Consider the following 25,611-nt stretch of genomic DNA (forward strand, 5'->3'; position numbering starts at 1 on the left):
CCTTCGCAGTACCGGTGCGGCCGGTCCCGTAAGCCACGAGGACCGGCCCACCGTCCGGTGCACCGCCGCCGCAACATCCGCAGACCGGAGCAATCATGACGACACTTTCCGACTCGGCCCCGGCACCGCCGCCGAGTCCCCAGGACAAGAGGCTGAAGTCCTCGGACACTTCGACGGGCCGCCGGGGCGACAAGATATTCAGCGGCCTCTCCCGCGGCGCCGGCATCACCCTCCTGGTGATCATGGCCGCGATCGCCGCCTTCCTCGCCTACCGCGGCGCCAAGGCGATATCCGGCAACCACGGCAACTTCTTCACGACCTTCGAGTGGAACGCCAACCTCACCCCGCCGTCCTTCGGCATCGCGGTGCTGGCCTTCGGCACGATCGTCTCCTCGCTGATCGCGATGATCATCGCCGTGCCGATCGCCGTCGGCATCGCCCTCTTCATCACCCACTACGCGCCGCGCCGGCTCTCCGGCCCCATCGCGTACGTGATCGACCTGCTGGCCGCGGTCCCCTCGATCGTCTACGGCCTGTGGGGCGCGCTCTTCCTGGTCCCGCAGCTCACCGGCCCGTATACCTGGCTGGACGAATACTTCGGCTGGACCGGGGTCTTCAGCTACGAGGGCGGCGCCGCCCGGTCGCTGATGACCGTCGGCATCCTCCTCGCCATCATGATCCTGCCGATCATCACCAACGTCTCCCGCGAGGTCTTCGCGCAGGTGCCGCGGATGCACGAGGAGGCGGCCCTGGCGCTCGGCGCCACCCGCTGGGAAGTCATCCGCATGTCGGTGCTGCCGTTCGGCCGCTCCGGCGTCATCTCCGCCTCGATGCTGGGCCTCGGCCGCGCGCTCGGCGAGACCATGGCCGTGGCCACCGTGCTCGGCCCCTCGGCGATCATCTCCGAGAAGATCCTGGACCCGGGCGGCGGCACCTTCGCACAGAACATCGCCGCCGCCTTCAAGGAGGCCGGCACCTTCGGCCGTGACGCGCTGATCGCCTCCGGCCTCGTCCTCTTCGTGATCACCCTGCTGGTGAACGGCGCCGCCCGGCTGATCATCGCCCGCCGCAAGGAGTACTCGGGGGCCAACGCATGACCACGCAGACTCTCACCCCCGCCGCGGGCCGCACGGACGCGCTGCACATCCACCAGCCCCGGCTGCCCAAGTGGGCCCCGGCGGCGATCGCCGCCGGCTCGGCCGTGATCGGTGTCGGCGTCGGCCTCGCCTTCGACCTCTCCAGCCGCATCCAGTGGGGCCTGATCGCCGCGCTGATCTTCGTGTTCGGCCAGTACGCCATCTCCACGGCTGTGGAAGGCAAGCGGCAGGCCAAGGACCGGGTCGCCACGGCGCTCGTCTGGGTCGCCTTCCTGCTGGCCGTGATCCCGCTGGCCTCCCTCATCTGGGAGACCGTCGAGCGTGGCTCGAAGGTCCTCGACGGCGCCTTCCTCTCCCACTCCATGGCCGGTGTGGTCAGCCTCAAGCCGGGCGGCGGCGCGTACCACGCCCTGCTCGGCACCCTGGAGCAGGTCGGCATCGCGACGCTGATCGCCACCCCGATCGGGCTGCTGACCGCGATCTATCTGGTCGAGTACGGGAAGGGGAAGCTCGCGAAGGCGGTCACCTTCTTCGTGGACGTCATGACGGGCATCCCGTCGATCGTCGCGGGTCTCTTCATCCTGACCCTGTGGATCATGATGATGGGCTTCAACTACTCGGGCATCGCCGCGGCGTTCGCGCTCGCCATCCTGATGATGCCGGTGGTCGTCCGGTCCACCGAGGAGATGCTGAAGCTCGTCCCGAACGAGCTGCGGGAAGCCTCGTACGCGCTCGGTGTGCCTAAGTGGCGGACGATCCTGAAGGTGGTCCTGCCGACCTCGATCGGCGGCATCACCACGGGCGTCATGCTCGCGATCGCCCGTATCGCAGGTGAGTCTGCCCCGCTGCTGCTCCTCGCCTTCGGCAACCCGATCATCAACGGCAACCCCTTCGAAGGCGCACAGGCCGCGCTCCCGCTCTACGTCTACGAGCAGTGGGCGCAGGGCAACGAGCCCTCCTACGACCGGGCCTGGGCCGCAGCGCTCACCCTGATCGCCGTCGTCATGATCCTCAACCTGGTGGCCCGCGGCATCGCCCGCTGGAAGGCCCCCAAGTCCTCCGGCCGCTGAAAGAAGTGACGTAACCATGGCCAAGCGAATCGACATCGGCAGCCTCAGCGCCTACTACGGCAAGTTCAAGGCCATCGAGGACATCTCGATGACCGTGGAGCCCAAGTCCGTGACCGCCTTCATCGGCCCGTCCGGCTGCGGCAAGTCCACCTTCCTCCGCACCCTGAACCGCATGCACGAGGTCGCCCCCGGCGGCCGCGTCGAGGGCAAGGTGATGCTCGACGACGAGGATCTGTACGCGACGGGCGTGGACCCGGTCGCGGTCCGCCGCACGGTCGGGATGGTCTTCCAGCGCCCGAACCCGTTCCCGACGATGTCGGTCTACGACAACGTGGCGGCGGGCCTGAAGCTCAACGGCCGCTACAAGAAGTCCGAGCTGGACGCGGTCGTGGAGAAGTCCCTCCAGGGCGCCAACCTCTGGAACGAGGTCAAGGACCGTCTGAACCGCCCGGGTTCGAGTCTGTCCGGCGGCCAGCAGCAGCGCCTGTGCATCGCCCGCGCGATCGCGGTCGAGCCGCAGGTCCTGCTGATGGACGAGCCGTGCTCCGCGCTCGACCCGATCTCCACCCTCGCCATCGAGGACCTGATCGGCGAGCTGAAGACGAAGTACACGATCGTCATCGTCACGCACAACATGCAGCAGGCGGCCCGCGTCTCGGACCGTACCGCCTTCTTCAACCTGGCGGCCGTCGGTCAGCCCGGCAAGCTGATCGAGCTGGACGACACCGAGCGGATCTTCTCGAACCCGTCGGTCCAGGCCACCGAGGACTACGTCTCCGGCCGCTTCGGCTGAGACAGGTCCCCCAGTCTCGTCCTGCGGCGCTGCATGGCGGTGCCGCCGCAGGACGTAAGGCCCCGCCCCCGGCGTGCGAGGGGGCGGGGCCGCTCCTTTTCTACAGCTGCTCCCAGTGCAGCACCGGCCCGGCGAGCGCCTGGACGGCCGCGAGCAGCCCGAGGCGGTTGGCGCGTACCGCCGGGTCCTCGGCCATCACCAGCACCTCGTCGAAGAAGCGGTCCACGGCGACGGCGAGCCGCTTCGCCTCAGCGGTGAAGCGGGCCGGGCCGGTGTCGCCCGCCAGGGCACCGCGGGTGCGCTGCAGCTCGTGGTGGACGGCCTCCTCCGCGGGCTCGGCGAAGAGCGCGGGGTCGTAGTCGGCCGCCGTGCCCGCGGGGACGATCCGCCGGACCCGCTGGACGGCGGCCGCGACCCGCGCGAAGTCCTCGGTGCCGGCGAGCTTCTCCAGCTCGCCGAGGATCTTTTCGGTACGGGCCGGGGACGCCGCGACGGGCAGTACGGCCCGTACGTGATCGACGGCATGCCCACGCTCCAGCAGCAGCTGCTCCAGGCGGCGCCGTACGAACTGCTCGGCCTCGGCCAGGACTTCGCCGCTCACCGGCACCGGCTGCTCGGCGGCCGCCGCCGCCAGCCCGTCGGCCAGGGTGAGCCCGGCGAGGCGCGGGTGCCGGCGCAGGATCGCGACGACGCCGAGCGCGGCCCGGCGCAGCCCGTACGGATCGGAGCTGCCGGTCGGTGCGGAGCCGAGCGCGAAGAGCCCGGTGAGCAGGTCGAGGCGGTCGGCGAGGGCGAGCAGGGCGCCGGGGAGCGAGTCGGGGACGGCGTCCGCGGCGGAGCGGGGGAGCTCGGTCTCGTAGAGCGCCTGGGCGACGGCCGGGGGCTCGCCGGCCCGGAGCGCGTATTCGCGGGCCATGACGCCGGCGAGGCTGGAGAGCTCGGTGACCATCTGCGAGCCGAGGTCGAACTTGACCAGCTGCGCGGCCCTTTCGAGGGTCGCGGCCTCGTCCCCGGTCAGCTCGGTGGCCTCCGCGAGGCGGCGGGCGACGGCGGCGATGCGGTCGGCGCGGTCGGCCATGGAGCCGAGCCGCTCCTCGAAGGTGAGGAGGGCGAGCTTGTCTTTCATCCGCGTGAGCGGGGTGTCGAGGTCGGCGCGCCAGAAGAACGCGGCGTCCTCGTAGCGGGCCCGCAGCACCGCCTCGTTCCCCGCCCGTACGAGGCCGTGGTCGCAGTCGCCGTTCGCGATCACGACGAAGTGCGGCAGCAGCGCGCCGTCGGCGTCCAGGACCGGCAGATAGCGCTGGTGCTTGCGCATGACGGTGGTGAGGATGGCGGCGGGCAGCTCCAGGTAGCGCGGCTCGAAGGACCCGCGGATGGCCGTCGGGTATTCGACGAGGTCGGCGATCTCGTCGATCAGCGCCGCCTCCGCCGTGGTGTCGACGGTCCCGCCCGCCTGCTCGGCGAGGGTGACGGCGTGCCGGGCGACGAGGCGGCGCCGGGTGCCGCCGTCGGCGATCACGCCGTGCTCGGCGAGGAAAGCCCAGTATTCGTACGCGGTCGCCACGTCCACGGCGGGCTGCGCGGCCGTCCGGTGGAGGTGCGTGGTGCGGCCGGAGGCGAGGTTGCCCGCGGTGAACGGGACCACGTCGTCGCCGAGCAGGGCGAGCAGCCAGCGCACCGGGCGGCTGAAGGAGAGCCCGGGCGCCTGCCAGCGCATGTTCTTCTCCGCCCGCAGGCCGGTGACGACCTGCGGCAGCAGCTCGGCGAGGACGGTGGCCGCGGGGCGGCCGGTGATCCGGCGGGTGGCGGTGACGTGCTCGTGCGCGCCGTATGGGGCGCGGCCCAGATCGGCGACCTCCAGGCCCTGGCCGCGGGCGAACCCCTCGGCTGCCGGGGTGGGTTGGCCGTTCTCGTCGAAGGCGGCGGCCACGCGCGGGCCGCGCACCGTCTCCTCCCAGTCGTCCTCGCGCGGCTCCACCCCGCCGAGCATCGCGACGATGCGCCGCGGGGTGGCCTTCACGTACAGCCCGGTCGTCCGCAGCCGGGTGCCGCCGAGCAGCGCTTCCAGCGCCGCGCGTACCGCCTCCGCCGACCGGCCGACCTCGGCGGCGGGCAGCTCCTCGACGCCGATCTCGAAGATCAGCGTCTGCGGCCCGTCCACCTCGTCGGTGGCCTCGCGGGGTGGGGTGGGCGTCGCCGGCGGCTCGGCGACCCCCAGCGGATGCCCGAGCTCCGCGCGCCGCTCGGCCCACAGCTGCGCCGCCTCGTGTGCCAGCCGGCGCATGCGGGCGAAGGCGCGGGCGCGTTCGGTGGTGGAGATGGCGCCGCGGGCGTCGAGGACGTTGAAGGTGTGCGAGCACTTGAGGACGTACGAATAGGCCGGCACGGGCAGCCGCGCGTCGAGCATCCGGCGCGCCTCGCCGGCGTAGGTCTCGAAGAGCGCCCGGTTCGCCTCGACACCGGCCTCGTCGAGGTAGTAGCGGCTCATCTCGTACTCGGCCTGCCCGAAGACCTCGCCGTACGAGATCCCGTCCGCGTACGCGATGTCCTTGAAGTGGCCGACGCCCTGCAGCGCCATCAGGATCCGCTCGATCCCGTACGTGATCTCCACGCTCACCGGGTCGAGGGAGATCCCGCCGGCCTGCTGGAAGTACGTGAACTGCGTGATCTCCAGGCCGTCCAGCCACACCTCCCAGCCGAGCCCCCAGGCGCCCAGCGCGGGCGAGGCCCAGTTGTCCTCGACGAAGCGGATGTCGTGGGCGGCGGTGTCGATGCCGAGGGCCTTGAGGCTGCCGAGGTAGAGGTCCTGGGCGTTGCCGGGCTCGGGCTTGAGGATGACCTGGTACTGGGTGTGGGTCTGCAGCCGGTTGGGGTTCTCCCCGTAACGCGAGTCGTCCGGGCGGACGCTGGGCTCGGGATAGGCCACCCGCCACGGCTCGGGACCCTGGACCCGCAGGAAGGTCGCCGGGTTCAACGTGCCGGCGCCGACCTCGCTGTTCATCGGCTGCGCGGTGAGGCAGCCGCGCTTGGTCCAGTAGGCGTTCAGCGCGAGGAGTGCGTCTTGCATGGTGACCATGCGGCAAAAGTCTGGCACGGAGGCCGTTGTCAGTGCGATGAGAAATGCTTGGCCCAGGAGTCCATACGTATGGGAAGTTCTTGACTTGAACTTTGCTTTAGGTCTGAGAGTGGAGCCCTAGGAGAACGGGCTGGACGGCCCGCTTGTCGAGAGGAAAGCTCATGGCGTACGACCCGAACGGCCCGGCGATCGAGACCGCAGGGCTGGTGAAGGTCTTCGGCGAGACCCGGGCCGTGGACGGGGTGGATCTGATCGTGCCGCGCGGCACGGTCTACGGGGTGCTGGGGCCCAATGGCGCCGGGAAGACCACGACGGTAAAGGTGCTGGCCACGCTGCTGCGACCGGACGGCGGCGAGGCGCATGTCTTCGGCCACGACGTGGTGCGGGAGGCGGATGCGGTACGCAGCCGGGTCAGCCTCACCGGGCAGTACGCGTCGGTGGACGAGGATCTGACCGGCACCGAGAACCTGGTGCTGCTGGGGCGGCTGCTCGGGCACGGGAAGGTGGCGGCCCGGCAGCGGTCGGCGCAGCTGCTGGAGGCTTTCGGGCTGACGGAGGCGTCGGCGAAGCAGGTGAAGCATTATTCGGGCGGCATGCGGCGCCGCATCGACATCGCGGCGTCGATTCTGTCCACCCCTGACCTGCTGTTTCTGGACGAGCCCACGACCGGGCTCGACCCGCGCAGCCGCAATCAGGTGTGGGACATCGTGCGGGCGGTGGTCGCGCAGGGCACGACCGTGCTGCTCACCACCCAGTATCTGGACGAGGCCGACCAGCTCGCGTCCCGTATCGCCGTCATCGACAAGGGCAAGGTCATCGCCGAGGGCACGAAGGGCGAGCTGAAGGCGTCCGTCGGCGCCGGGTCCGTGCATCTGCGGCTGCGCGAGGCCGAGCAGCGGCCGGAGGCGGAGCGGGTGCTGGCGCACTGCCTGGACGCGCAGGTGCAGCTGGAGCCGGACCCGGTCGCGCTGACGGCCCGGGTCGGCACGGACGGCAATGGCGAGCAGGCTGCCGAGCAGGCCTCGCGGGTGCTGTCGGAGCTGGCCCGCGCGGGGATCACGGTGGACAACTTCGCGCTGGGGCAGCCCAGCCTGGATGAGGTCTTCCTCGCCCTCACCGACCGCACGGCATCCGCATCCGCATCCGAGGAGGTCTCGGCATGAGTACGAGCACTGTCACCGAAGGCGCGGAACTCGCGCCGGTCGCCACCGAATCGCTCGCCGAGCTGCTGGTCTCGAAGGACCGGCCGCCGCGCCCGAGCGCGCTGTCCACATCGATCACCTTCGGGTGGCGGGCGATCCTGAAGATCAAGCACGTGCCGGAGCAGCTCTTCGACGTCACGGCTTTCCCGATCATGATGGTGCTGATGTACACGTACCTCTTCGGGGGCGCGCTGGCCGGCTCCGTGGACGCGTATGTGCAGTTCCTGCTGCCCGGCATCCTCGTGATGAGCGTCGTGATGATCACGATGTACACGGGCGTCTCGGTCAACACCGATATCGAGAAGGGCGTCTTCGACCGGTTCCGTACGCTGCCGATCTGGCGGCCGTCGGTGATGGTCGGCTATCTCCTCGGCGACGCGCTGCGCTACACCATCGCGTCGATCGTGATGCTCGCGGTCGGCCTGGCGATCGGCTTCCGGCCGGACGGCGGGGTGATCGGGGTGCTGCTCGGGGTGGCGCTGCTGATCGTGTTCTCGTTCGCGTTCTCGTGGGTGTGGACGATGTTCGGGCTGCTGCTGCGCAGTGAGAAGTCGGTGATGGGCGTCAGCATGATGTTCCTGTTCCCGCTGACCTTCCTCAGCAACATCTTCGTAGAGCCGAAGACGATGCCGGGCTGGCTGCAGGCCTTCGTCAACAACTCGCCGGTCACGCATCTGACGAATGCGGTGCGCGGGCTGATGGAGGGGGACTGGCCGGCGGCCGAGATCGCCTGGACGCTGGGCTGGGCGGGGCTGTTCATCGCGGTCTTCGGTCCGATCACGATGCGGCTGTACAGCCGCAAGTGATCAGGCAGCCGTCGTGAGGGTCAGCTGGCGCAGGAAGGCGGCGTTGGAGTCGGTCTTCTTCAGCTGGGTGAGCAGCAGCTCCGTGCCCTGGCCATCGCGCTCGGCGAGCGCCCGGCGCAGCCGCCGTACGGCATCCAGCTCCTCGGTGGAGGTGATGATCTCCTCGCGGCGGGTGCCGGAGGGGTCCACGTCCACGGCGGGGAAGACCCGCTTGTCGGCGAGGGAGCGGTCGAGCCGCAGCTCCATGTTGCCGGTCGACTTCAGCTCCTCGAAGTAGTAGTCGTCGGCGCGGGAGCCGGTCTCGACGAGGGCGGTGGCGAGGATGGTGAGGGAGCCGCCGTCCTCGATGTTGCGGGCGGCACCGAAGATCCGCTTCGGGTGGTGCAGGGCGCCGGCGTCGACGCCGCCGGAGAGGGTGCGGCCGTTGCCGGGCGCGCTGTTGTTGTACGCGCGGCAGAGCCGGGTGAGCGAGTCGAGCAGCACGACGACGTCCTTGCCGTCCTCGACCATCCGCTTGGCGCGCTCGATCGCGAGGTCGGCGAGGGCGGTGTGGTCCTTGGCGGGCCGGTCGAAGGTGGAGGCGTGCACCTCGCCGCTCTTGATGGTGCGGCGCATATCGGTGACCTCTTCCGGCCGCTCGTCCAGCAGCACCACCATCAGGTGGCACTCGGGGTGATTGGCCTCGATCGCGGCGGCGATCGACTGCAGGATCATGGTCTTGCCGGTCTTCGGCGGCGCGACGATCATGCCGCGCTGGCCCTTGCCGACGGGGGAGACCAGGTCGATGACCCGGTTCGTGAGGCTCGCGGCGCCGTTCTCGAGCCGGATCCGGTCCTGCGGATAGAGCGGCGTCAGCTCGGCGAACTTCGGCCGCGCGGCGGCCTGTTCGGGGCTGCCGCCGTTGACGGCGTCGACGCGATCGAGGGGCGGGGCCTTGCGGCTGCTGGCGCCGGGCTTAGTGGCGCCCGGCTTTACGGCACCGGTGACGAGGTCGCCGCGGCGGAGGCCGTGGCGGCGCATCAGGTGCTGCGGGATGTGCACGTCGTCCGGCCCGGGAAGCATGCCGTCCGTCCTGAGGAAGGCATTGCTCCCGGCGAGGTCGACGACGCCGGATACGGGTGTGGGTTCAAGTTCGTTGGTGTTCATGGGAGTTGTCCTTTCAGGACGAGACGGCAGGAGCGCGAGTCGATGCGCCTGACGGCGCGCCTCAGCGCAAGAAACACGATGCGGTGATGCACCGCGATACAGAGGGCTCCGGCTGGGGGAGCCGATCCAGAGAGACCGCCGGAAACAATTCCGGGAGCCGAATGAACTGCACGGGCGCTGGATCAATGCCAGCAAGCCACACGTGCTACTGCGCAGAGTAGCACCCCACCGCCTGGTCCCGATGTGGCACGCACCACACTGCATGCCCACCCACCCACCCGTTGCTCCGCTCCGCGGGGGTGAGGAGCGCGGTCGGCTTCGGGCGCGGGTGGCTGCCGGGCGGGTGGCGAGCGTGTGCTCCCGGCTTCGGGCGCGGGTGGCTGCCGGGCGGGCGGCGAGCCTGCGCTCCTGTCCTCCCCGCGGGTCCCTGCCGTGCGCGAGCGCGCCCTCCCGCCCTCGCCCGCCCCGCCGCACCGGGCGGCCCTGCTTGCCCCTCCCTGTCCCGCTGGGCAACGGGTGGGTGGGTGGGCGTCACCGTAGCGGCAGCGACACTCGCAGCAGATAGCCCCCGTCCTCCGTCGGCCCCGCCGACATCACCCCGCCCGCCCCCCGCACCGCCCTCGCCAGCTGCTGCTGGCCATGCCCCGTGCCGGGCAGCGACGGCGCATGGGCCGGCGGCGGTGTGTTGGCGACCTCCAGCACCACGCCGTCGTCCAGCGCAGCCAAGCGCACCGTCACTCGCGCCCCCTGCGCATGCCGCACCGTGTTGCTCAGCGCTTCCTCCGCCGCGCGGTACAGCAGCGTCGACACGACCGGCGGCAGCCCGTCCGGCACCAGGACATCCGCGGTGATGGCCTGCCCGTACTGCCGATACGTGGCCACCAGCCCGTCGATCTCCGCCGCCGTCCCGGACTCACCGGGCAGATCCGGATGGTGCTCCTCGTCGTTCTGCCGCATCACCCGCAGCACATCCCCCAGCGCCCGCATCGCATCCGCCCCCGCGTCCTGGATGAGATCGCACTTCGCCCTGACCTCGTCGGGTACGTCCTTGCGCGCCCCGATCGTCATCGACTGCACGCTCATCAGCGACACCTGATGCCCGACCCCGTCGTGGATCGCCTGCACCAGCCGCTCGCGCCGCTGCATCCGCCGCTCGCGCAGCAGGCTCTCGCGCAGGGCGGCGCGCTCGTTCTCGCGGGAGGCGCGGAGCAGGGCGGCTTCGTTGGCTACGTTGACGGCGATGCCGACGGCGATCGGGAAGCCGAGCAGCACCCAGGTGGTGGTGAAGGTGAGCGTGCCCTTCGAGCCCTGCACGACAAGCGCGTCCGGGTATACGACGGCGAGCGCCAGCGGGACCGCCACGAGCGGCAGGATCAGCCCGAGCCGGCGGGCCCTCGTGGCGCCGAAGAGGGCGTACGCGAGGCAGATCGTCTGGCCCGTGACCAGGAAGGCGGCGAGCGCCACCAGCGCGTACAGGAACAGCGCCCGGTCCCACAGCGGCGTCGCGACGGCGAGCACGCCGACCGCCAGCAGGCCTGCCAGCTGCCCGTCGATCAGGCCCGTGGACGGCGAGGCGATCGCCCCCCAGGCCAGCGGCAGCGTCGCCAGCACGGCGAGGAACCTGCGCAGGTGCAACGCGCGCGGACCCTCAGTGAGGGCGCGCGCAAGTGCGTCATAGGTGAGCGGGGCTGGCATTTCGCCCCATTCTCGCATCTCCGGCGCGCGAGCCGCGGCGCCCGCCCGTACCGCCTCAGTGGCCGGTCAGCAGCCGATCAGCCGGCCGGTCCACCAGCCGCTCAGTCCCCGAACCCATGCCGCTCATGCGCAGCCGCAAAGTGCCCCGGAATGCTGAGCTCCGACGGCGCCGGCCGGCTCAGCACCCGCCCCGCGTGCAGCGAGTCGTACGCCGCGCGGACGTGGTGGGCGCGCTCGACCAGGCCGAGCTCCGGGAAGTAGCCCTTCAGCGCGCGCTGCGCCATCGCGGGGGACTGGTGCACGTCGCGGAGGAGGAAGACGGCCTTGTCGAGGGCTGCGCTGTTCATCGTGGCCACACTCTCTTTCTTCTGCACTCATCCGGTGGCCGGAAGCTTTAAATGCATAGTACACCTAACTTTCCGGTACGGGTAATCTGTGCCTGATGTTCACGCCCGAGGGACCCACCGCCCGCGAGCTGGCCGTGCAGGCCTTCTCCTCCATCGAGCGCGGCTACGACCTGCTGGCCCCGAAGTTCGAGGCCACGCCGTTCCGCACCCCCGCCCCGGTGCTGGCCGCCTTCGCCGCAGGCCTGAAGCCCCTCGGCCCCTTCGCCGACGGCCTCGACCTGTGCTGCGGTACGGGAGCGGGCACGCAGGCGCTGCGCGGCCTGTGCGACCGGTCGGTGGCGGGCGTCGACTTCAGCGCCGGGATGCTGGCGGCCGCGCGCGCCACCGCGTCCGGAGCGGATACGCCCGGCGACCCCACTCCCCGCTGGGTACGGGCCGACGTCCGCGCCCTCCCCTTCGCCCCCGGCTCCTTCGACCTGGTCGCGAGCTTCGGCGCCTTCGGTCACTTCCTCCCCGCCGAGCGGCCGGAGCTCTTCGCCCAGGTCCACCGCGTGCTGCGCCCCGGCGGCGCCTTCGCCTTCCCGGTCGCGGCGCCCCCGCGGGTCGGCTCCCGCGGCTACTGGATGCTGTGGGGCTTCGACGCCGTGATGCGCGTACGGAACGCGCTGTGGCACCCCACCTTCGTCATGTACTACCGCACCTTCCGGCTCGCGGACATCCGCGCCGAGCTCGCCGCGGCGGGCTTCGAGGTGGAGACGTACGCGCTGAACGAACTGGGGATGCGGCCGGACGGCAGCCCGCGGTGCCGCACGGTGGTGGCGCGGCGGCGCTGAACGCCCGATTGGCGTAGCGCGAAGTGCTGTCTTACGGTGGCCATTCATGCCCAAAACGGACATATGCCACGCACATGTCCTCGGATTGGATCGGAAGGGACACCGGCCACCTTATGCAGTTCGACTACACCCCCATAGCGACCAAGTTCCAGCTCCACCCCGTGATCCTGCGCGCGACGATGATCGCCCTTCTCGGCATGGTCTGCGTCCTCACCATCTTCACGGACGGCCCGGCGCACGCCGCCGACAAACCGAAGTCCACCGCCCGCACCTGCCACGACACCGGTGGCCCGGAGCACGGCCCGCAGCCGAAGCCCGGCGGCCAGCGCGTCTTCGTGCGCGAGGGCGCGGAGGGCGAGAGCAGATCCAGCCGCACCTATAAGGCGGCACCGGGTTACGAGACCGAGCGCGGGCCCCGCGACGGCGTCGCTCAGGTGGCCCGCGTCATCACCAGTTGATCACCGGATTGATCACCAGTTGATCGGCACTGGCACCGCCGTCAGCAGCGCCGACAGCGCCACGACCGCCGCCAGCGCGGCCAGCTCCGAGCGGGCGGGCTGCATGGCGGACAGCGGGTCGGGCGAGTGGCGCAGCCGGCGGCGGGCCAGTAGGGCCAGCAGGCAGACCACCGCCACGACCAGCAGCTTTGCGATCAGCACCCGCCCGTACGCCGTCGTCAGCAGCTGCAGCTCCAGCCAGTCGAGCGGGATCCGGCGCAGCGAGCTGATGAGGCCCGTCGCGGTGACGCCCGCCAGCAGCACCGCCGCCAGGCGCGCGTAGCGGCCGAGCAGCGCGGCGCCGGCCGCGGGTGCGGTGGTACGCCACCGGCGCAGCCGCCGCAGCACCGCGAGCAGGCCGCCCGCCCACAGTGCGGCGCAGGTGAGGTGGACCAGGGTCAGCCCGGAGCCGAGCAGCGGCCAGTCCTCGTACGGGGAGTGCGCGCGCAGCGCTTCGGCGCACGCGATCACGGCCAGCGGGATGGCCTGTGTCGCGGGCCGCCGGGAGCGGGCGCACAGGCCGGCCGCGACGAAGGCGTTGACCTCCAGCAGGGCGAGCACGCCGTCGCGGGTGCCGTAGAGGCCGGAGGCGGCCATGCCGTCGCCGGTGTGGCGGGTGACGAGGTCGGCACCGTTCATGACGGCGACGAGTCCCGCGGCGGCGAGCGCGCCGGCGGCGGCCGCGTAGGAGGACCAGCAGCGGGACGCCCCGGGAAGCCCGGGGATGCGCCGCCCGAGCCACCGCACGTACACCTCCCCGGCCTGCACCGAAAGCGCCGCGAACAGCACCCCGCGCAACGCCGTCACCAGCCCGGCCCCGGGCGCCGAAGCATCACTGGTCCCACGCAACGCCGCCGCGGGCCCGAGCAGCGGCACCAGCCCGGCAACCACCACGAGCGCAAGAAAGAGCAGCGCCCGACCAGGGCGCGGCGCCCCGGCGGGCGCGTCGACGGGGGCCGCCGGCGCGGGGAGCGCGGCCTGGGCAGCGGGGTCGGCCGCCGCGGCCGTCTTCGTACGAGTCAAACCCACGGCACGAGCCTGGCCAGGGCGAGGAGGGTCGGCAACTGGTGCGGGCAACTGGGGGAATGGCGGGCTGTGGATAACCTCGGGCTGTGGCGGCGGGCGGCGATAGCCTGGAAGGGGCGTGGCCCCCGGGAGGGCGGGGACTGTTCGCCGACTAGCCCGCCTCCCCGAAAAGCTGTCGCACCGTCAGCCGGTAATTCGCCCGCACATGCGCCAGCGCCTGCCCCCGCGCCCGCTCCGCGTCCCCCGACGCGATCGCCGCGTACAGCTCGCGGTGCTCCGCCAGCAGCTGCCGCCACTCCTCATTGCGCCGGGTCAGCCAGCGCAGCCGGCCGTCGACCGGCTGCATGACCTCGACCAGCAGGCTGTTGCCCGCCAGCGACAGGATGCCGTCGTGGAAGCGGGTGTTGGCGTCCGCGATCGCCTCGCCGGCGCCGGTGCGGGTGGCGGTGGCCGCGCGGTCGAGGAGCTCTGCCAGCGCCGCCAGCTCGTCGCGCCCGGCGCGCTCTGCCGCGAGCCCTGCCGCGTACACCTCCAGCGCCTCCCGCAGCTCGAAGAGCTCCCGCACGTCCGTCCTCGTCAGCCGCCGCACCACCGTCCTGCGCGGCGTCTCGAAGGCGACGAAGCCCTCGCCGACCAGCGACCTGATCGCCTCCCGCACCGGGACCCTCGACACCCCGAGGCGATCGGCGAGTTCGCGCTCGACGAGGCGGTCGCCGGGGCGCAGCCGCCCGGCGATGATGTCCTGCCTCAGGGTGGCCAGGACCCGTTCGCGTACGGCCCCGAGCGGCTCCACGGTCGTCATGTCCCCATTTTGGACGATGCCCCGCCGAGAGTTTTACGGATCCGTAACTCCGCGGTCATTCCCAGCCGCAGCCGACAGCGACACCATGCCGCCAACGCGTTGGTATACCAAACCAGCGGATGGAGGCCCCTCATGTCCCTTGCCAAGAGCAGCAAGAGCACCGCCCCGCCGCCCGTCCCCGACCCGCGGCTTACCAACGACGACCTCGCCCCGGCGCGCGAGCGCAAATGGAAGGTCTACGACCTGTTCGCGCTGTGGATGTCCGACGTCCACAACCTCGGCAACTACACCTTCGCCGCGGGCCTGCTCGTCCTCGGCCTCAGCGTCTGGCAGGTCTTCACCTCCCTCCTGGTCGGCTTCGTGCTGATCTACCTCGGGATGAATCAGATGGGGAAGATCGGCCAGCGCCACGGGGTGCCGTTCCCCGTCGTCAGCCGGATCAGCTTCGGGGTGTGGGGCGCCAATATCCCCGCCCTGATCAGGGCCGTGATCGCCATCATGTGGTACGGGATCCAGACCTATCTCGCCTCCGTCGCGGTCAACGTCATGCTGCTGGCCGCCGAGCCGGGCCTGAAGTCCTGGACCGAGCACTCCTTCCTCGGCCTCGACGCGCTCGGCTGGACGTCGTTCCTCTTCCTCTGGGTCGTCCAGGCGCTGATCATCAGCCGCGGCATGGAGTCGGTGCGTAAATTCCAGGACTTCTGCGGCCCGGCGATCTGGGTCGTGATGCTCGCCCTCGCCCTGTGGATCCTGTCCAAGGCCGGGTGGACCATCTCGCTGACCGAGACCCCGCATCCGGTCTCGACCGGCGAGCAGGTGCGGCAGTGGTTCGGCGCGATCGGCCTGGTCCTCGCCACGTACGGCACGCTGATGCTGAACTTCTGCGACTTCTCCCGCTTCTCGCCCGACTACCGCACCGTCAGGCGCGGCAACTTCTGGGGCCTGCCGATCAACTCCACGGCCTTCGTGGTCCTTTCGGTCATCGTCACCGCCGGCAGCTTCGAGGTCTTCGGCAAGACCATCACCGAGCCGGCGCTGCTGGTCGCCGAGGTCGGCAACACCTGGGTGCTGATCCTCGCCGCGCTCACCTTCGCCATCGCCACCATGGGCGTGAACATCGTGGCGAACTTCGTCTCCCCCGCGTACGACCTGGCCAACGTCTGGCCGCAGAAGATCACCTTCAAGGTCGGCGGCATGATCAGCACGGTGGCGGCGCTGCTGGTCACGCCCTGGAATCTCTACTCCAACCCGGACGTCGTGAACTACTTCCTCGGCGGCCTGGGCGCCTTCCTCGGCCCGCTCTTCGGGATCATGATGGTCGACTACTTCTGGGTGAAGCGGGAGCGGATCGACGTCGACGAGCTCTTCAACGCGGCGCCCGGATCGCGCTATTACTACCGTGGCGGCGTCAATCCGAAGGCGCTGTGGGCGTTCGTCCCGTCGGCCGCGGTGGCGGCGGTGCTGGCGCTGGCGCCGGCCTTCGACACGGTGGCGCCGTACTCGTGGTTCATCGGGACCGCGGCCGGGGCGGCGCTGTACGCGGCGATCTGCCGGAGCGAGCGGTCGGCGGCGATGGCGGGCGCAGTGGCGGCGCCGGTGGAGGGCTGATGCGGATCGCGATCTCCAACTGCAACACCACGCGGGCGATGACCGACGCCATAGTGCGCGGCGCCCGCGTGGCCGCCTCCCCCGGCACCGAGGTCTTCGGGATCACCCCCACCTGGGGCCCGGAGTCGGCGGAGGGCTGGCTGGACAGCTATCTCACGGCGGCGGCAGTGCTCGACGCGCTGCGGCGGTGTACGGAGCCGTACGACGCGCTCGTCATGGCCGGCTTCGGCGAGCACGGCAGGGAGGGCGCGCGGGAGCTGCTCGACGTGCCCGTGGTCGACATCACGGAGGCGGCGGCCCACCTCGCCTGCCTCCTCGGCCGCCGCTACGGGGTGCTCACCACCCTCGACCGCTCCCGCGCCCAGATCGAGGACAGCCTGCACACGGCCGGGGTCGGCGCGCACTGCGCGGCGGTGGTCGGCACCGGGCTCGGCGTCCTCGAACTGGAGGCGGCCCTCGCCTCGGGTACGGGCATGGACCGCCTGCTCGCGGCCGCGGACCGGGCCCGTACGGCAGGCGCGGAGGTCCTCGTCCTCGGCTGCGCGGGCCTCGCCGGCCAGGCCCCCGCCCTGCAGTCGAAGCTCGGCCTGCCGGTGGTCGACGGCGTCACCGCGGGCGTACGGCTGGCGGAGAGCCTGGTCACTCTGGGGCTGGGAACCAGCAGGGAGGGGACGTACGCTCGGCCGCTGCCGAAGAAGAGGGTGTGGCCGGGAGAGGGATAGCGCCCAGCTGTTGGTAAGACTGGGCGGATGAAGTTCCCACCCATCCACAAGGCGGCCAGGCTGATCAAGCCGCGCAAGCCCATGGTGGACCTGAGCCACCCCGCGCGTTCGCCGCTCGGGAGCTCCGTGGTCAATTGCGCCGTGTACGCCCGCGGCCGCCGGCAGACCGGCCGCTGCACCGCCGCCGAGGCCGTCGCCGAGGTGCGCAAGCTGGGCGGGGACGCCTTCGTCTGGATCGGGCTGCACGAGCCGGAGGAGGGGAGCTGACCGAGATCGCGGCGGAGTTCGGCCTGCACCCGCTGACCGTGATGGACGCCGTGGAGCCCGGCCGCCGCGCCAAGATCGACCGCTATGACGAGGCGCTGGTCGCGGTGGTGAAGACGGTGCACTACGTGGAGCACTCGGAGCTCACGGCGGACAGCGAGGTGGTCGACACCGGCGAGATCATGGCGATCGCGGGCCGCGACTTCGTGATCACCGTACGCCACGGGGGCTACGGCTCGCTGGGCCCGCTGCGCGAGGAGCTGGAGCACGACCCGGAACGCCTGAAACTGGGCCCGATGGCCGTCCTCCACGCGGTGGCCGACCGCGCGGTGGACACGTACCTGGAGGTCTGCGACGCCCTGCAAGAGGACGTGGACACGGTCGAGGCCGCGGTCTTCGCCGACCACCGCGGCCGCGGCGCCGACGCCGCCCAGATCCACCAGCTCAAGCGCGAGCTCCTGGAATTCAAGCGAGCGGTGACCCCACTCCTGCGCCCCCTGCAGGAGCTGACCGAGAACCCCCCGGCCCTCCTCCCGCACCCCCTCCGCCGCTACGTCCGCCACACCGCAGACCGCCTGGCCAGAGTCTGCGAACACGTCTCCGGCTTCGACGCCCTCACCGACTCAATACTCCAGGCCAACCTCGCCCAGGTCTCCGTAGCCCAAAACGAAGACATGCGAAAAATCACCGCCTGGGCCGCCATCCTCGCCGTCCCCACCATGGTCTGCGGCGTCTACGGCATGAACTTCGACCACATGCCCGAACTCCGCTGGACCTACGGCTACCCCCTGATCCTGTGCGTCATCGCCACCACGTGCTTCTTCATGCACCGGGGATTTCGCCGGAACGGGTGGCTCTGAGCTGGGAGCCCGGGGAGCGTTTGGGTGGGGTGAAGACGCAGAATTCGTTGCCCTCCGGGTCGGCGAGGACGTCCCAGTCGATCTTGTCGTCGCGGCGGCGGATGAGGGTGGCGCCGAGGGCCAGGAGCTCGTCTGTGCGGCCCCAGACGTCGAGGTGCATGCGGTTTTTTACGGTCTTGGGCTCCGGCACCGGGTTGATCCAGATGACGGGGGCCCGGTCCTGCGGGTCGTGGATCGGGATCGGCCACTCGGCGGGGCGCTCCTCCCTCCCCTCCCGGATCTCGTATCCCATGGCGCGGCACCACCACGCGGCGAGCGCGTGGTGGTCGCGGGCATCCAGCGCTAGGTCTTTGAAGCGTGCGGCAGGCATGCCGAGATCCTAGAGCTGCGGGTGTCGTATTGGCCGTCGCGCCGTTCGTCTCTTCTTCAGCAGGGCCGATCGGGCCCCGCCTGCCTAGGCCGAAGGAGACACCATGAAGCCCATTCCCGATACGTACCGCCGCATCACCCCCTGCCTGGTCGTGCAGGGCGCGGCCAAGGCGCTCGACTTTTACCGGGAGGCCTTCGGGGCGCGCGAGCGGATGCGCTTTCCCGCGCCCGACGGGAGCGTCGCGCATGCCGAGGTCGAGATCGGCGACTCCGTCGTCATCGTCGAGGACGCCTCGCCGATGATGGGCACCGAGGCGCCGCCGGCCGGCGGGCTGCCCGGCAGCTCCGCCTTTCTCTTCCTTTACGTCGAGGATGTCGACGCCGTCGTAGCCCGGGCGGTGGAGCTGGGCGCGACGCTCAAGCGGGCGCCGGAGAATCAGTTCTACGGTGACCGGGACGGCCATGTCATCGACCCGTACGGGCACGGCTGGACCGTGGCCACGCACGTCGAGGACGTGAGCGAGGACGAGCTGGCGCGGCGGCTGGCCGCGGTCATGCAGCCGCAGGGAGGCGAGGACGCATGAAGTACGTGCTGATGTTCGCGGACGACGAGAAGTTCGCCGCCGAGCTGGCGGCCATGAGCGACGCCGAGCGGGGGCGGGCGTATCAGCGGGTGTACGACTGGCTCGCCGCCAACGGCGACAAGATCACGTACCACTCGAAGCTGCAGGACCCTCAGACGGCGACGACCGTCCGGCTGGGCGACGGCGAGCCGGTCGTGGTCGACGGGCCGTACGTCGAGGGCAAGGAGGTCGTCAGCGGCATCGCCGAGATCGATGTGGCCGATCTGGACGAGGCGCTGCGGATGGTGCGCGACTGGCCCGGCTGTCCGGTGGTGGAGGTCCGGCCGGTGCTGGCCGTGCCGGGCCGGGAGTGAGCGCTCAGCACCCCGAGGCGGACGAGCTGGCCCGTGTCGTACGCGAACACGCGGGCCGGCTCGCCGCCGCGCTGATCCACCTCACCGGCGACTTCGGCACCGCCGAGGATCTGGTGCAGGACGCCGTGCTGGCGGCGCTGAAGCACTGGCCGGAGGAGGGGATTCCGGAGCGGCCCGACGGCTGGCTGTTCACGGTGGCCAAGCGGCGCGGGCTCGATCTGCTGCGCCGCGAGGAGAATTACCGGCGCAAGCTGGAGCTGCTGCAGTGGCCGCCGCCCGATCAGGAAGCCGAGCCCGACGAGCGGCTGCGGCTCGTCTTCACCTGCTGCCACCCGGCGCTCACCCGGGAGGCGCAGATCGCGCTCACCCTGCGGGTGGTGTGCGGGCTGACCACCGCGCAGATCGCCCGCGCCTTCCTGGTCCGCGAGTCCACCGTCGCGCAGCGCATCACCCGCGCCAAGCAGAAGATCACCAGGGCCGGCATCCCGTACCGGATCCCCGCCGACGACGAGCTCGCCGGCCGCCTCTCCCAGGTGCTCGCGGTGATCTACCTGCTCTTCAACGAGGGCTATCTGTCCACGTCCGGCGCCTCCGCGGAACAGTCCCGCGACCTCGCCGACGACGCCGAATGGCTCGCCGCGCTGCTGCACCGCCTGATGCCGGCCGAGCCGGAGCCGGCCGGGCTGCTGGCGCTGATCCGGCTGCACCGGGCCCGTACCGCCGCCCGCTTCACGCCCTCAGGTGACCTGGTGCGGCTCGCCGACCAGGACCGCTCGCGCTGGAACCACGACGCCGTCGCCGCCGCCACCGCCCTGCTGACCCGGGCGGCGAGCCGCCGGCGCCCCGGCCCGTATCAGCTGCAGGCCGCGATCGTGGCCTGTCACGCCGAGGCGGCCACCTGGGAGGACACCGACTGGGACCAGATCGCGGTGCTGTACGACATGCTGCTGCACTTCGCCCCGTCCCCGGTGACGCGGCTGCATCGGGCGATCGCGCTGCGGTACGTGAAGGGGCCGGCGGCCGCCCTCGCCGAAGTGGAGGCGCTGGAAGGCCCGTTGGCGGGCTACTCCCTCCTGCACGCCACTCGCGCCGACCTCCTCCGGGCCCTGAACCGCCCGGAGGAGGCCCGCACTGCGGACCGCCGCGCCCTCGAACTGACCGACAATCCGGCCGAGCAGGCGGTGCTGCGGGAGCGGATCAGCCCTTGGTGAGGCGGACCAGGCTGTTCACGCGGTGTTCCCGCCCTCGAAGAGGGCCTCGTCCAGCGAGGCGTAGACCGGGCAGCGGCGGTCTGCGCTGGTGACCCGGAAGGGCTCGCGGGCGAGGCGGCGGGTCGCCGCCACGCTCAGGAGCAGGCCCCGTTCTGCCGCGGCCTGTTGGGCGTCGAGGACGACGCTGATCGCGGTGGCAGTGGCGAGGGGGGCGGTGAGGTCGAGGATGATGCGGGTGGTGCTGTGGGGGCGGGTGCGGATGCGGTGCAGTAGTTCGGTGCGTACGGCTGCCTCATTGCCGATGTCGATCACATCGGGAAGCTCGATCACGAGGCAGTCGAGCTCGAAGCGGATCGACATGGTCATGGTGTACTCCCTGGACGCCACCGAAGTTATCTGCGGCGGAGGGTGCGGGAGCGCGGGACTCAGGAATTCGGGCGGTGTGGGGTTGTGCGGTGGGGGCGTGCGTATGCAGCCATGCGCCCCTTTGCGGCTATGCGCCCCTACACGGCTCGACCTCAGCTCGGGTCCAGGTCAGCCGTCCCCATCGACCACTCCAGGCAGCGCCGCCGGAAAGTCCGCTCCTCGCCGAGCCGTAACAGCCACTCGCTCCCGTACGCGCGCACCGTACGCGGCATCCGATACCACGTCCCCGGCCGCCCGCCCCCGACCGACTGCACCACCGACTGCCGGTGCAGCCCCTCGAGCGCCGCGGTCAGCACCCCGCCGCGCAGCCGCTCGTCGGCGCACACCCGCCAGGCCGCGGCCGCGGTGAAGGAATCCGGAAAGACGCTGAGGCGCGCCCAAAGCAGTCGCTCGTCGGCGGTGCACAGCTGGTGGCTCCAGCCGAGGCAGCGGCGCACGGACCGGTGCCGCGGCGGTACGTCAGGGGCCTCGGACGTCAGCGCCAGGCACTCGCCGGCGTCGATGAGGCGCGCGGCAAGGGAGTTGAGCGGGGTGTGGGGGAGCTGGGCGGCGGCGAGGACGAGGGCGAGGGGCTCGTCCTCCAGCAGCGCGCAGATGTCGTCGGCGAGCGTACGGCTCTGAGCCGTCGCGGCCACGTCCGTACCGTGGCGCCGGGCATGCCGCGCGAACAGGCCCACGGCATCGGGCCGTTCGAGCGGCCCGAGGTGCAGATTGATCGAGCCGGGCAGCGGGCAGCGGCTGGTGGCCAGCACCCGCGCCCCGGCGACCGCACCGGCCGCCGCGCCCGCGTCGTCGAGCTCGGCGAGCACCTCCGCACAGGCGTCGAGGGCGTTCTCGCAGGACTCCAGGAGCAGCAGCTCCCCGCCGGTACGGGCCCCCATCAGGACATCCGCCGCGCCCGGCGCCGCCAGCGCCTCCGCCGCCCCGGGCGCCGCCAGGTCCAGCCGCACCACGCGCCCGCCCGCGGCCTCCGCCGCCAGCCCGTACGCCCCGGCCAGCGCGCTCTTCCCGATGCCGCCGGGCCCGACGACCGTCACCCGCGGCGCCGACCGCAGCAGCAGATCCAGCTGCCCGTACTCCGCACTCCTGCCCACCAGCATCCTGGCCAGCTCCTTTCCCACCGTGCCTCAGCATCGCCGCGGTGGGGGCCGCGGGGCATCGGTGAGCGGCGGTTTTAGGTAGGCGTAGGTATGCCTAAACGCAGGGCGGCATCCGTGGAGCGGTCAGACCGCGGCCCGGGTGAATGACTTTCGGTATGCCGTCGGTGTCGTACGCATCTGCCGGGTGAAGTGATGCCGGTACGTGGCCGCGCTGTCGAAGCCGACCGCCGCGGCGACCTCGTCGATGCCGCCCTCGCCCGACTCCAGCAGCGGCAGGCTCGCCGACACCCGCTGGGAGATGATCCAGCGCATCGGGCTGACGCCGTTGCGCTGCGAGAAGTGGCGCAGGTAGGAGCGTTCCGACATGGCGGCGGTACGGGCCAGGGCCGGCACCGAGAGCGGGGTGTGCAGCCGCTTCAGGGCCCAGTCCATGCTCCGGGTGATGCCGTCGTCGGCGGCGCCGACCGGGCGTACCGCCGCCTCGATGAACTGGGCCTGCCCGCCCTCGCGGTGCGGCGGCACCACGAAGCGGCGGGCGACGGTGTTGGCGACGGCCGCCCCGTGGTCCGCGCGCACCAGGTACAGGCACAGGTCGATCCCGGCCGCGCTGCCCGCGCTGGTCAGCACGTCGCCGTTGTCGACGTACAGCACGTCGGGGTCCACCTCGATCCGCGGGTGCCGGTCGGCAAGGGTGCGGGCGTAGCGCCAGTGGGTGGTGGCCCGGCGGCCGTCCAGCAGGCCGGTCGCGGCGAGCGCGAACGCGCCCGAGCAGATGGACACCAGCCGCGCCCCGCGCGCATGCGCCCGTAGCAGCGCCTCGATCAGGGCGGGCGGCACCGCGTCGCCCGCCTTGGCCACTCCGGGGACGATGACCGTGTCCGCCGCCGCCAGCGCGTCCAGGCCGTGCTCCGCACGGATCGCGAAGCCGCCGACGGCCCGCAGCTCGCGTCCGGGCTCCTGCGCGCACACCTTCAGCTCGTACCAGGGCAGCTCGCCGAGCTCGGGCCTGGCCAGGCCGAAGACCTCCACCACCACGCCGAGCTCGAACGGCGCCATCCCGTCGAAGGCCAGCACGGCCACCACATGCGACTTGGACATGGCGGAATAGTAGAGGAGGCGGTGGCGGAATCTTGACGAAGGCAGGCGTTGCCGCCACTCGTCGCGGGCGGGCGGCCCGTACAGGATGGAGCTCTGCACCCGGGAAATCCCAGGTCAGCGCCCTACCCCAGCCCTGAAGGAGCACCTCGATGCCCGCCACCGCCACCGACGCCGCCGCCCACTTCGCCGCCCGCCTCTCCTTCGAGACCGACGTCTCCGACGTCCACGCCGCCCTCCACACCGGCGCCGCCGACATCGTCGTGGTCGACTCCCGTAACGACGTCTCCTGGGACCAGGGCCACATCCCCGGCGCGATCCACATCCCCACCGCCGAGATCCCCGAGCGCGCCCCGGCCCTGATCCCCCCGACCGCCACCGTCGTCACCTACTGCTGGGGCCCAGGCTGCAACGGCGCCACCCGAGCCGCCCTCGCCTTCGCCCGCCTCGGCTACCAGGTGAAGGAGATGATCGGCGGCTTCGAGTACTGGGTGCGCGAGGGCTTCGCCTACGACACCGCCGACGGCCCCGCGAAGCGCCCGGCCGACGAGCTGACCGCCCCCCGCTCGGGCGTCTCCTGCGCCTGCTGATCCGAGTCGACGCCGGCGTCCAGCGCCCGCTGCTTCAGGTCCGTGTAGCGGGCGATGGTCCGGCGGTCGGCGGTGGAGAGCAGTTTGCGCTCGACCTCCCGCTGGGTCCGCGCGACCGTCTTCCCGATCTTCGTACGGACCTGGCAGTCCGCGTCCGCCGTGGCCCGGTTCAGCTCGTCGCGCCCCAGCCGCTTGATGACGGCCGGGTCCGGCGGCGCAGAACCCTTGGTGGCCTTCGCCAGCCGCGCGTCGATGGCCTCCCGGGTCGCCTGGAAGTCCTTGGCGGGGTGGCCCGCTTCGGTCATGCACTGCGACCAGCGGCGGATCGCCGCACGATATCCGGGCTGCCGCCCGACCGCCTCCAGCACCCGGTTCGCCAGCCCGGCGGCCACCGGCCGCAGCCGGTTCCAGCCCTTCCCGTACACCCGCTCGGCACCGCGCGCGACGCAGCCGTCCGACGAGAACTCGAACCGCAGTCCGTCCGGCGTCCGCACCCGCACCCGGTGCGCGGGCGTGCCGGTGAGCGCCCGTTGCCAACTCCGGCCGTGGGGCTGTGCCTTCGGGCGGGGAGTGGTCCGCAGGTAGTGGTATTCGCCGACCAGCCCGTAGCCGTCCGCCGCCGCTTTGCGCGGGGTCAGCAGGCCGTACGGATTGGTCTCCTCGCCGCGGCCCGAGGCGGTGCGGGGCCGCGGGGTGTACGCGTGGCCGCGTTCGGCCATGCACGCGGCGACGGCCTGCTCCACGCGGTCGTGCAGCAGGGTCGCCTCGGCGACGGTGGCCGCGGTGGCGCCGGTGAGCGGGCGGACGTCGGGCACCGCGGGCCGCTCCGGCCCGCGGCCGGACTGCCCCTGGGGGGAGCAGCCGGCCGCGGCCAGTGCGAGCACCACCGGTGCCACGGTCAGCGCTGTCCGCCGCGCGAACCGGGCACTCACACGCACCAGTTGTTGGAGGAGACGTCGTCCTTGTATGTGCTGGAGAGGTTGGGGGCCATCCAGCCGTTGTCCAGCACGAAGCTGGAGCCGGTGTAGTTCCTGCCGTTGTAGATGCGGACGTTGCACGAATTGCCGTTGTTGTAGATCGAGTCCGCGTTGTCGAACTTGTAGTACTGGAGCAGGTCCTTGTTGTCCCCGTAGACCACGCCCGGAGTGCCCGCGCCGTCGTCGCCGAGGTAGGCGCACAGCCCGCCGTCCGGGCAGTCGCTCCAGGCGGCGTTCGCCGGGCCGGCCGTGGCGAGGGTCGCGGCGGCGGCCAGGGCCGCCCCGGAAAGGGCGATGGCCGCCTTGGCAATGGTTCGCTTCATGCTGTCGCGTCTCCGTTCGGTTCAGCTGCACCGCGCCGTAGTGGAGCGGTCGGTGCGGCCAGCCTGCGGACCCCGGCCGCCGTGGGGCGAGCGGGATCCCGCAGGTGGGGAAGGCGCGGGACGCGACGGCCCGGCTGCCTCAGGGTTGGGAAGGGGCCGCGCACATCGTGGGATGCGGGAAGGCGGAGTGGGACGGGAGCGGGACGTATCGCACCCGCCGATTCCCGGCCGGCTTCAGCAGCCGGCCGACGGCGACACCCGCGGCGAAGAGGGTCACGAAGGTGAAAAGCGCGGCCGATCGCGGCGATGGTGGGGCGGGCGCGGGCTCCGGATCGCGAGGATCCTGCGGCCGCACCCGCAGCAGCCCCGCCGCCTCGCTCCCCACCGCGGCGGCGAACTGCTCGATGACCCCCGGCGTGACCGGCATCTTCCCGTTGAGGAAGCGCTCCCAGGACGAGCGGCTGTAGTGCGTCCTGGCCGCCAGCTTCTCGTAGCTGAGCCCGGACGACTGCTTGATGCTGCGCATCTCCCGGGCCGCGCGTAACTGCTCGACGTTGTTCATGTCCCCCCGATGATCCCTTTTCCGGTCTTCCGGTACGAAGCGTCCCGTACGGGCGCATGCTCAGGATCACCCAACGGCCGCGCCGCAGAAAGCCTTTGCGGCCGGACGCAAAAGCGCAGTGGGCAGGCGTGGGAAGAGATGGGAGAATTCCCGGGGCGTTCAGTGATCGCAGGAGGG

25 protein-coding genes and 2 pseudogenes are annotated in these 25,611 nt (G+C 71.5%); 14 read left to right on the forward strand and 13 right to left on the reverse strand.

The features are described 5' to 3' along the window. The first annotated feature begins 95 nt into the window (after window positions 1-95). From pstC to pstB, 3 genes are read left to right on the forward strand one after another with little or no spacing between them, the layout of a single operon-like run. On the forward strand, window positions 96-1,097 hold the full coding sequence (pstC, locus tag ACNNMR_RS23575) for a phosphate ABC transporter permease subunit PstC (protein WP_419996666.1): 1,002 nt from the start codon (window positions 96-98) through the stop codon (window positions 1,095-1,097). After that, window positions 1,094-2,167: a phosphate ABC transporter permease PstA gene (pstA, locus tag ACNNMR_RS23580; RefSeq protein ID WP_419996667.1), complete on the forward strand. Its 1,074-nt coding sequence runs from the start codon at window positions 1,094-1,096 to the stop codon at window positions 2,165-2,167. Before pstC ends, pstA begins: the two co-directional genes overlap by 4 nt. A gap of 16 nt (window positions 2,168-2,183) precedes the next feature. After that, a complete protein-coding gene (gene pstB / locus ACNNMR_RS23585) occupies window positions 2,184-2,960 on the forward strand; it encodes a phosphate ABC transporter ATP-binding protein PstB (RefSeq protein WP_419996668.1) in 777 nt (258 codons plus the stop codon). Between the two features lie 100 nt (window positions 2,961-3,060). Here the strand turns inward: pstB and ACNNMR_RS23590 are convergent, their stop codons facing one another. After that, window positions 3,061-6,036, reverse strand: coding sequence for a glycine--tRNA ligase (locus ACNNMR_RS23590; RefSeq protein ID WP_419996669.1), 2,976 nt, complete (start codon window positions 6,034-6,036; stop codon window positions 3,061-3,063). Window positions 6,037-6,197: 161 nt separating this feature from the next. Here ACNNMR_RS23590 and ACNNMR_RS23595 point away from each other — a divergent pair, with 161 nt between their 5' ends. Further along, complete coding sequence (locus ACNNMR_RS23595) at window positions 6,198-7,199, forward strand: ATP-binding cassette domain-containing protein (RefSeq protein WP_419996670.1); 1,002 nt, start codon at window positions 6,198-6,200, stop codon at window positions 7,197-7,199. After that, window positions 7,196-8,044, forward strand: a complete 849-nt coding sequence (locus tag ACNNMR_RS23600) for an ABC transporter permease (protein WP_419996671.1) — start codon at window positions 7,196-7,198, stop codon at window positions 8,042-8,044. The genes ACNNMR_RS23595 and ACNNMR_RS23600 overlap by 4 nt, the downstream gene beginning before the upstream one ends. On the opposite strand, the pseudogene rho reads toward ACNNMR_RS23600, so the two are convergent. From rho to ACNNMR_RS23615, 3 genes and pseudogenes are all read right to left on the reverse strand, one after another. Further along, window positions 8,045-9,163 (reverse strand): annotated as a pseudogene (gene rho, locus ACNNMR_RS23605) (transcription termination factor Rho); the annotation flags it as partial. Window positions 9,164-9,721: 558 nt separating this feature from the next. Further along, a complete protein-coding gene (locus ACNNMR_RS23610) occupies window positions 9,722-10,885 on the reverse strand; it encodes a sensor histidine kinase (RefSeq protein ID WP_419996672.1) in 1,164 nt (387 codons plus the stop codon). 101 nt (window positions 10,886-10,986) lie between these two features. Further along, window positions 10,987-11,232 carry a hypothetical protein gene (locus tag ACNNMR_RS23615; RefSeq protein WP_419996673.1) on the reverse strand — a complete coding sequence of 82 codons (246 nt, stop codon included), beginning with the start codon at window positions 11,230-11,232 and terminating at the stop codon, window positions 10,987-10,989. A gap of 95 nt (window positions 11,233-11,327) precedes the next feature. Here ACNNMR_RS23615 and ACNNMR_RS23620 point away from each other — a divergent pair, with 95 nt between their 5' ends. Both ACNNMR_RS23620 and ACNNMR_RS23625 read left to right on the forward strand, forming a co-directional pair. Continuing rightward, window positions 11,328-12,065: a class I SAM-dependent methyltransferase gene (locus tag ACNNMR_RS23620; RefSeq protein WP_419996674.1), complete on the forward strand. Its 738-nt coding sequence runs from the start codon at window positions 11,328-11,330 to the stop codon at window positions 12,063-12,065. Window positions 12,066-12,178: 113 nt separating this feature from the next. After that, entirely contained in the window at window positions 12,179-12,523 is a 345-nt protein-coding gene (locus ACNNMR_RS23625; RefSeq protein ID WP_419996675.1) for a hypothetical protein, read from the forward strand. 12 nt (window positions 12,524-12,535) lie between these two features. Here ACNNMR_RS23625 and ACNNMR_RS23630 read toward each other — a convergent pair whose 3' ends face one another. Together ACNNMR_RS23630 and ACNNMR_RS23635 are read right to left on the reverse strand one after the other, a co-directional pair. Then, window positions 12,536-13,591 carry a CopD family protein gene (locus ACNNMR_RS23630; protein ID WP_419996676.1) on the reverse strand — a complete coding sequence of 352 codons (1,056 nt, stop codon included), beginning with the start codon at window positions 13,589-13,591 and terminating at the stop codon, window positions 12,536-12,538. 148 nt (window positions 13,592-13,739) lie between these two features. Continuing rightward, window positions 13,740-14,390, reverse strand: a complete 651-nt coding sequence (locus ACNNMR_RS23635) for a GntR family transcriptional regulator (protein ID WP_419996677.1) — start codon at window positions 14,388-14,390, stop codon at window positions 13,740-13,742. A 132-nt stretch (window positions 14,391-14,522) separates the two neighbouring features. On the opposite strand from ACNNMR_RS23635, the gene ACNNMR_RS23640 reads away from it, so the two are divergent. The 3 genes and pseudogenes from ACNNMR_RS23640 to ACNNMR_RS23650 all read left to right on the forward strand — a co-directional run bounded on the left by ACNNMR_RS23640 (window position 14,523) and on the right by ACNNMR_RS23650 (window position 17,844). After that, the gene (locus ACNNMR_RS23640) at window positions 14,523-15,998 is read left to right on the forward strand and encodes an NCS1 family nucleobase:cation symporter-1 (RefSeq protein WP_419996678.1); all 1,476 of its coding nucleotides are present in this window, start codon (window positions 14,523-14,525) and stop codon (window positions 15,996-15,998) included. Then, window positions 15,998-16,720: an aspartate/glutamate racemase family protein gene (locus tag ACNNMR_RS23645; RefSeq protein ID WP_419996679.1), complete on the forward strand. Its 723-nt coding sequence runs from the start codon at window positions 15,998-16,000 to the stop codon at window positions 16,718-16,720. Before ACNNMR_RS23640 ends, ACNNMR_RS23645 begins: the two co-directional genes overlap by 1 nt. An 81-nt stretch (window positions 16,721-16,801) precedes the next feature. Continuing rightward, window positions 16,802-17,844 (forward strand): annotated as a pseudogene (locus ACNNMR_RS23650) (magnesium and cobalt transport protein CorA). On the opposite strand, the gene ACNNMR_RS23655 reads toward ACNNMR_RS23650, so the two are convergent. Beyond that, window positions 17,807-18,214 (reverse strand): VOC family protein, encoded by a 408-nt coding sequence (locus tag ACNNMR_RS23655; protein WP_419996680.1) that lies wholly within the window; start codon window positions 18,212-18,214, stop codon window positions 17,807-17,809. The pseudogene ACNNMR_RS23650 and the gene ACNNMR_RS23655 sit on opposite strands and share 38 nt — an antisense overlap. 103 nt (window positions 18,215-18,317) lie before the next feature. Between ACNNMR_RS23655 and ACNNMR_RS23660 the strand changes: the two genes are divergently transcribed. From ACNNMR_RS23660 to ACNNMR_RS23670, 3 genes are read left to right on the forward strand one after another with little or no spacing between them, the layout of a single operon-like run. Next, the gene (locus tag ACNNMR_RS23660) at window positions 18,318-18,797 is read left to right on the forward strand and encodes a VOC family protein (protein WP_419996681.1); all 480 of its coding nucleotides are present in this window, start codon (window positions 18,318-18,320) and stop codon (window positions 18,795-18,797) included. Further along, window positions 18,794-19,150, forward strand: a complete 357-nt coding sequence (locus ACNNMR_RS23665) for a YciI family protein (protein WP_419996682.1) — start codon at window positions 18,794-18,796, stop codon at window positions 19,148-19,150. The genes ACNNMR_RS23660 and ACNNMR_RS23665 overlap by 4 nt, the downstream gene beginning before the upstream one ends. Then, a complete protein-coding gene (locus ACNNMR_RS23670) occupies window positions 19,147-20,361 on the forward strand; it encodes an RNA polymerase sigma factor (RefSeq protein ID WP_419996683.1) in 1,215 nt (404 codons plus the stop codon). Before ACNNMR_RS23665 ends, ACNNMR_RS23670 begins: the two co-directional genes overlap by 4 nt. A 15-nt stretch (window positions 20,362-20,376) precedes the next feature. Here ACNNMR_RS23670 and ACNNMR_RS23675 read toward each other — a convergent pair whose 3' ends face one another. The 3 genes from ACNNMR_RS23675 to ACNNMR_RS23685 form a co-directional block, all read right to left on the reverse strand. Beyond that, entirely contained in the window at window positions 20,377-20,727 is a 351-nt protein-coding gene (locus ACNNMR_RS23675; protein WP_419996684.1) for an STAS domain-containing protein, read from the reverse strand. 152 nt (window positions 20,728-20,879) lie between these two features. Beyond that, the gene (locus ACNNMR_RS23680; RefSeq protein ID WP_419996685.1) at window positions 20,880-21,887 is read right to left on the reverse strand and encodes a hypothetical protein; all 1,008 of its coding nucleotides are present in this window, start codon (window positions 21,885-21,887) and stop codon (window positions 20,880-20,882) included. Between the two features lie 123 nt (window positions 21,888-22,010). Beyond that, entirely contained in the window at window positions 22,011-22,985 is a 975-nt protein-coding gene (locus tag ACNNMR_RS23685; protein WP_419996686.1) for a DJ-1/PfpI family protein, read from the reverse strand. A 149-nt stretch (window positions 22,986-23,134) separates the two neighbouring features. On the opposite strand from ACNNMR_RS23685, the gene ACNNMR_RS23690 reads away from it, so the two are divergent. Further along, entirely contained in the window at window positions 23,135-23,572 is a 438-nt protein-coding gene (locus ACNNMR_RS23690) for a rhodanese-like domain-containing protein (protein ID WP_419996687.1), read from the forward strand. Here the strand turns inward: ACNNMR_RS23690 and ACNNMR_RS23695 are convergent. The 3 genes from ACNNMR_RS23695 to ACNNMR_RS23705 form a co-directional block, all read right to left on the reverse strand. After that, the gene (locus tag ACNNMR_RS23695) at window positions 23,491-24,459 is read right to left on the reverse strand and encodes a hypothetical protein (RefSeq protein WP_419996688.1); all 969 of its coding nucleotides are present in this window, start codon (window positions 24,457-24,459) and stop codon (window positions 23,491-23,493) included. The two genes, ACNNMR_RS23690 and ACNNMR_RS23695, sit on opposite strands and share 82 nt — an antisense overlap. Window positions 24,460-24,500: 41 nt before the next feature. Next, a complete protein-coding gene (locus ACNNMR_RS23700; protein ID WP_419996689.1) occupies window positions 24,501-24,872 on the reverse strand; it encodes a peptidase inhibitor family I36 protein in 372 nt (123 codons plus the stop codon). Window positions 24,873-25,011: 139 nt separating this feature from the next. Next, window positions 25,012-25,434: a helix-turn-helix domain-containing protein gene (locus tag ACNNMR_RS23705; protein ID WP_419996690.1), complete on the reverse strand. Its 423-nt coding sequence runs from the start codon at window positions 25,432-25,434 to the stop codon at window positions 25,012-25,014. Window positions 25,435-25,611 lie beyond the last annotated feature (177 nt).

The organism is Streptomyces boninensis (genome assembly GCF_048572725.1).
Classification (GTDB): domain Bacteria; phylum Actinomycetota; class Actinomycetes; order Streptomycetales; family Streptomycetaceae; genus Streptomyces; species Streptomyces boninensis.

What these genes read in the sequence shown, in the direction of transcription:
- pstC (WP_419996666.1), top strand. Translation starts at nt 96, where the DNA reads ATGACGACACTTTCCGACTCGGCCCCGGCACCGCCGCCGAGTCCCCAG.
- pstA (WP_419996667.1), top strand. Translation starts at nt 1,094, where the DNA reads ATGACCACGCAGACTCTCACCCCCGCCGCGGGCCGCACGGACGCGCTG.
- pstB (WP_419996668.1), top strand. Translation starts at nt 2,184, where the DNA reads ATGGCCAAGCGAATCGACATCGGCAGCCTCAGCGCCTACTACGGCAAG.
- ACNNMR_RS23590 (WP_419996669.1), bottom strand. Translation starts at nt 6,036, where the DNA reads ATGGTCACCATGCAAGACGCACTCCTCGCGCTGAACGCCTACTGGACC.
- ACNNMR_RS23595 (WP_419996670.1), top strand. Translation starts at nt 6,198, where the DNA reads ATGGCGTACGACCCGAACGGCCCGGCGATCGAGACCGCAGGGCTGGTG.
- ACNNMR_RS23600 (WP_419996671.1), top strand. Translation starts at nt 7,196, where the DNA reads ATGAGTACGAGCACTGTCACCGAAGGCGCGGAACTCGCGCCGGTCGCC.
- ACNNMR_RS23610 (WP_419996672.1), bottom strand. Translation starts at nt 10,885, where the DNA reads ATGCCAGCCCCGCTCACCTATGACGCACTTGCGCGCGCCCTCACTGAG.
- ACNNMR_RS23615 (WP_419996673.1), bottom strand. Translation starts at nt 11,232, where the DNA reads ATGAACAGCGCAGCCCTCGACAAGGCCGTCTTCCTCCTCCGCGACGTG.
- ACNNMR_RS23620 (WP_419996674.1), top strand. Translation starts at nt 11,328, where the DNA reads ATGTTCACGCCCGAGGGACCCACCGCCCGCGAGCTGGCCGTGCAGGCC.
- ACNNMR_RS23625 (WP_419996675.1), top strand. Translation starts at nt 12,179, where the DNA reads ATGCAGTTCGACTACACCCCCATAGCGACCAAGTTCCAGCTCCACCCC.
- ACNNMR_RS23635 (WP_419996677.1), bottom strand. Translation starts at nt 14,390, where the DNA reads ATGACGACCGTGGAGCCGCTCGGGGCCGTACGCGAACGGGTCCTGGCC.
- ACNNMR_RS23640 (WP_419996678.1), top strand. Translation starts at nt 14,523, where the DNA reads ATGTCCCTTGCCAAGAGCAGCAAGAGCACCGCCCCGCCGCCCGTCCCC.
- ACNNMR_RS23645 (WP_419996679.1), top strand. Translation starts at nt 15,998, where the DNA reads ATGCGGATCGCGATCTCCAACTGCAACACCACGCGGGCGATGACCGAC.
- ACNNMR_RS23655 (WP_419996680.1), bottom strand. Translation starts at nt 18,214, where the DNA reads ATGCCTGCCGCACGCTTCAAAGACCTAGCGCTGGATGCCCGCGACCAC.
- ACNNMR_RS23660 (WP_419996681.1), top strand. Translation starts at nt 18,318, where the DNA reads ATGAAGCCCATTCCCGATACGTACCGCCGCATCACCCCCTGCCTGGTC.
- ACNNMR_RS23665 (WP_419996682.1), top strand. Translation starts at nt 18,794, where the DNA reads ATGAAGTACGTGCTGATGTTCGCGGACGACGAGAAGTTCGCCGCCGAG.
- ACNNMR_RS23675 (WP_419996684.1), bottom strand. Translation starts at nt 20,727, where the DNA reads ATGACCATGTCGATCCGCTTCGAGCTCGACTGCCTCGTGATCGAGCTT.
- ACNNMR_RS23680 (WP_419996685.1), bottom strand. Translation starts at nt 21,887, where the DNA reads ATGCTGGTGGGCAGGAGTGCGGAGTACGGGCAGCTGGATCTGCTGCTG.
- ACNNMR_RS23685 (WP_419996686.1), bottom strand. Translation starts at nt 22,985, where the DNA reads ATGTCCAAGTCGCATGTGGTGGCCGTGCTGGCCTTCGACGGGATGGCG.
- ACNNMR_RS23690 (WP_419996687.1), top strand. Translation starts at nt 23,135, where the DNA reads ATGCCCGCCACCGCCACCGACGCCGCCGCCCACTTCGCCGCCCGCCTC.
- ACNNMR_RS23700 (WP_419996689.1), bottom strand. Translation starts at nt 24,872, where the DNA reads ATGAAGCGAACCATTGCCAAGGCGGCCATCGCCCTTTCCGGGGCGGCC.
- ACNNMR_RS23705 (WP_419996690.1), bottom strand. Translation starts at nt 25,434, where the DNA reads ATGAACAACGTCGAGCAGTTACGCGCGGCCCGGGAGATGCGCAGCATC.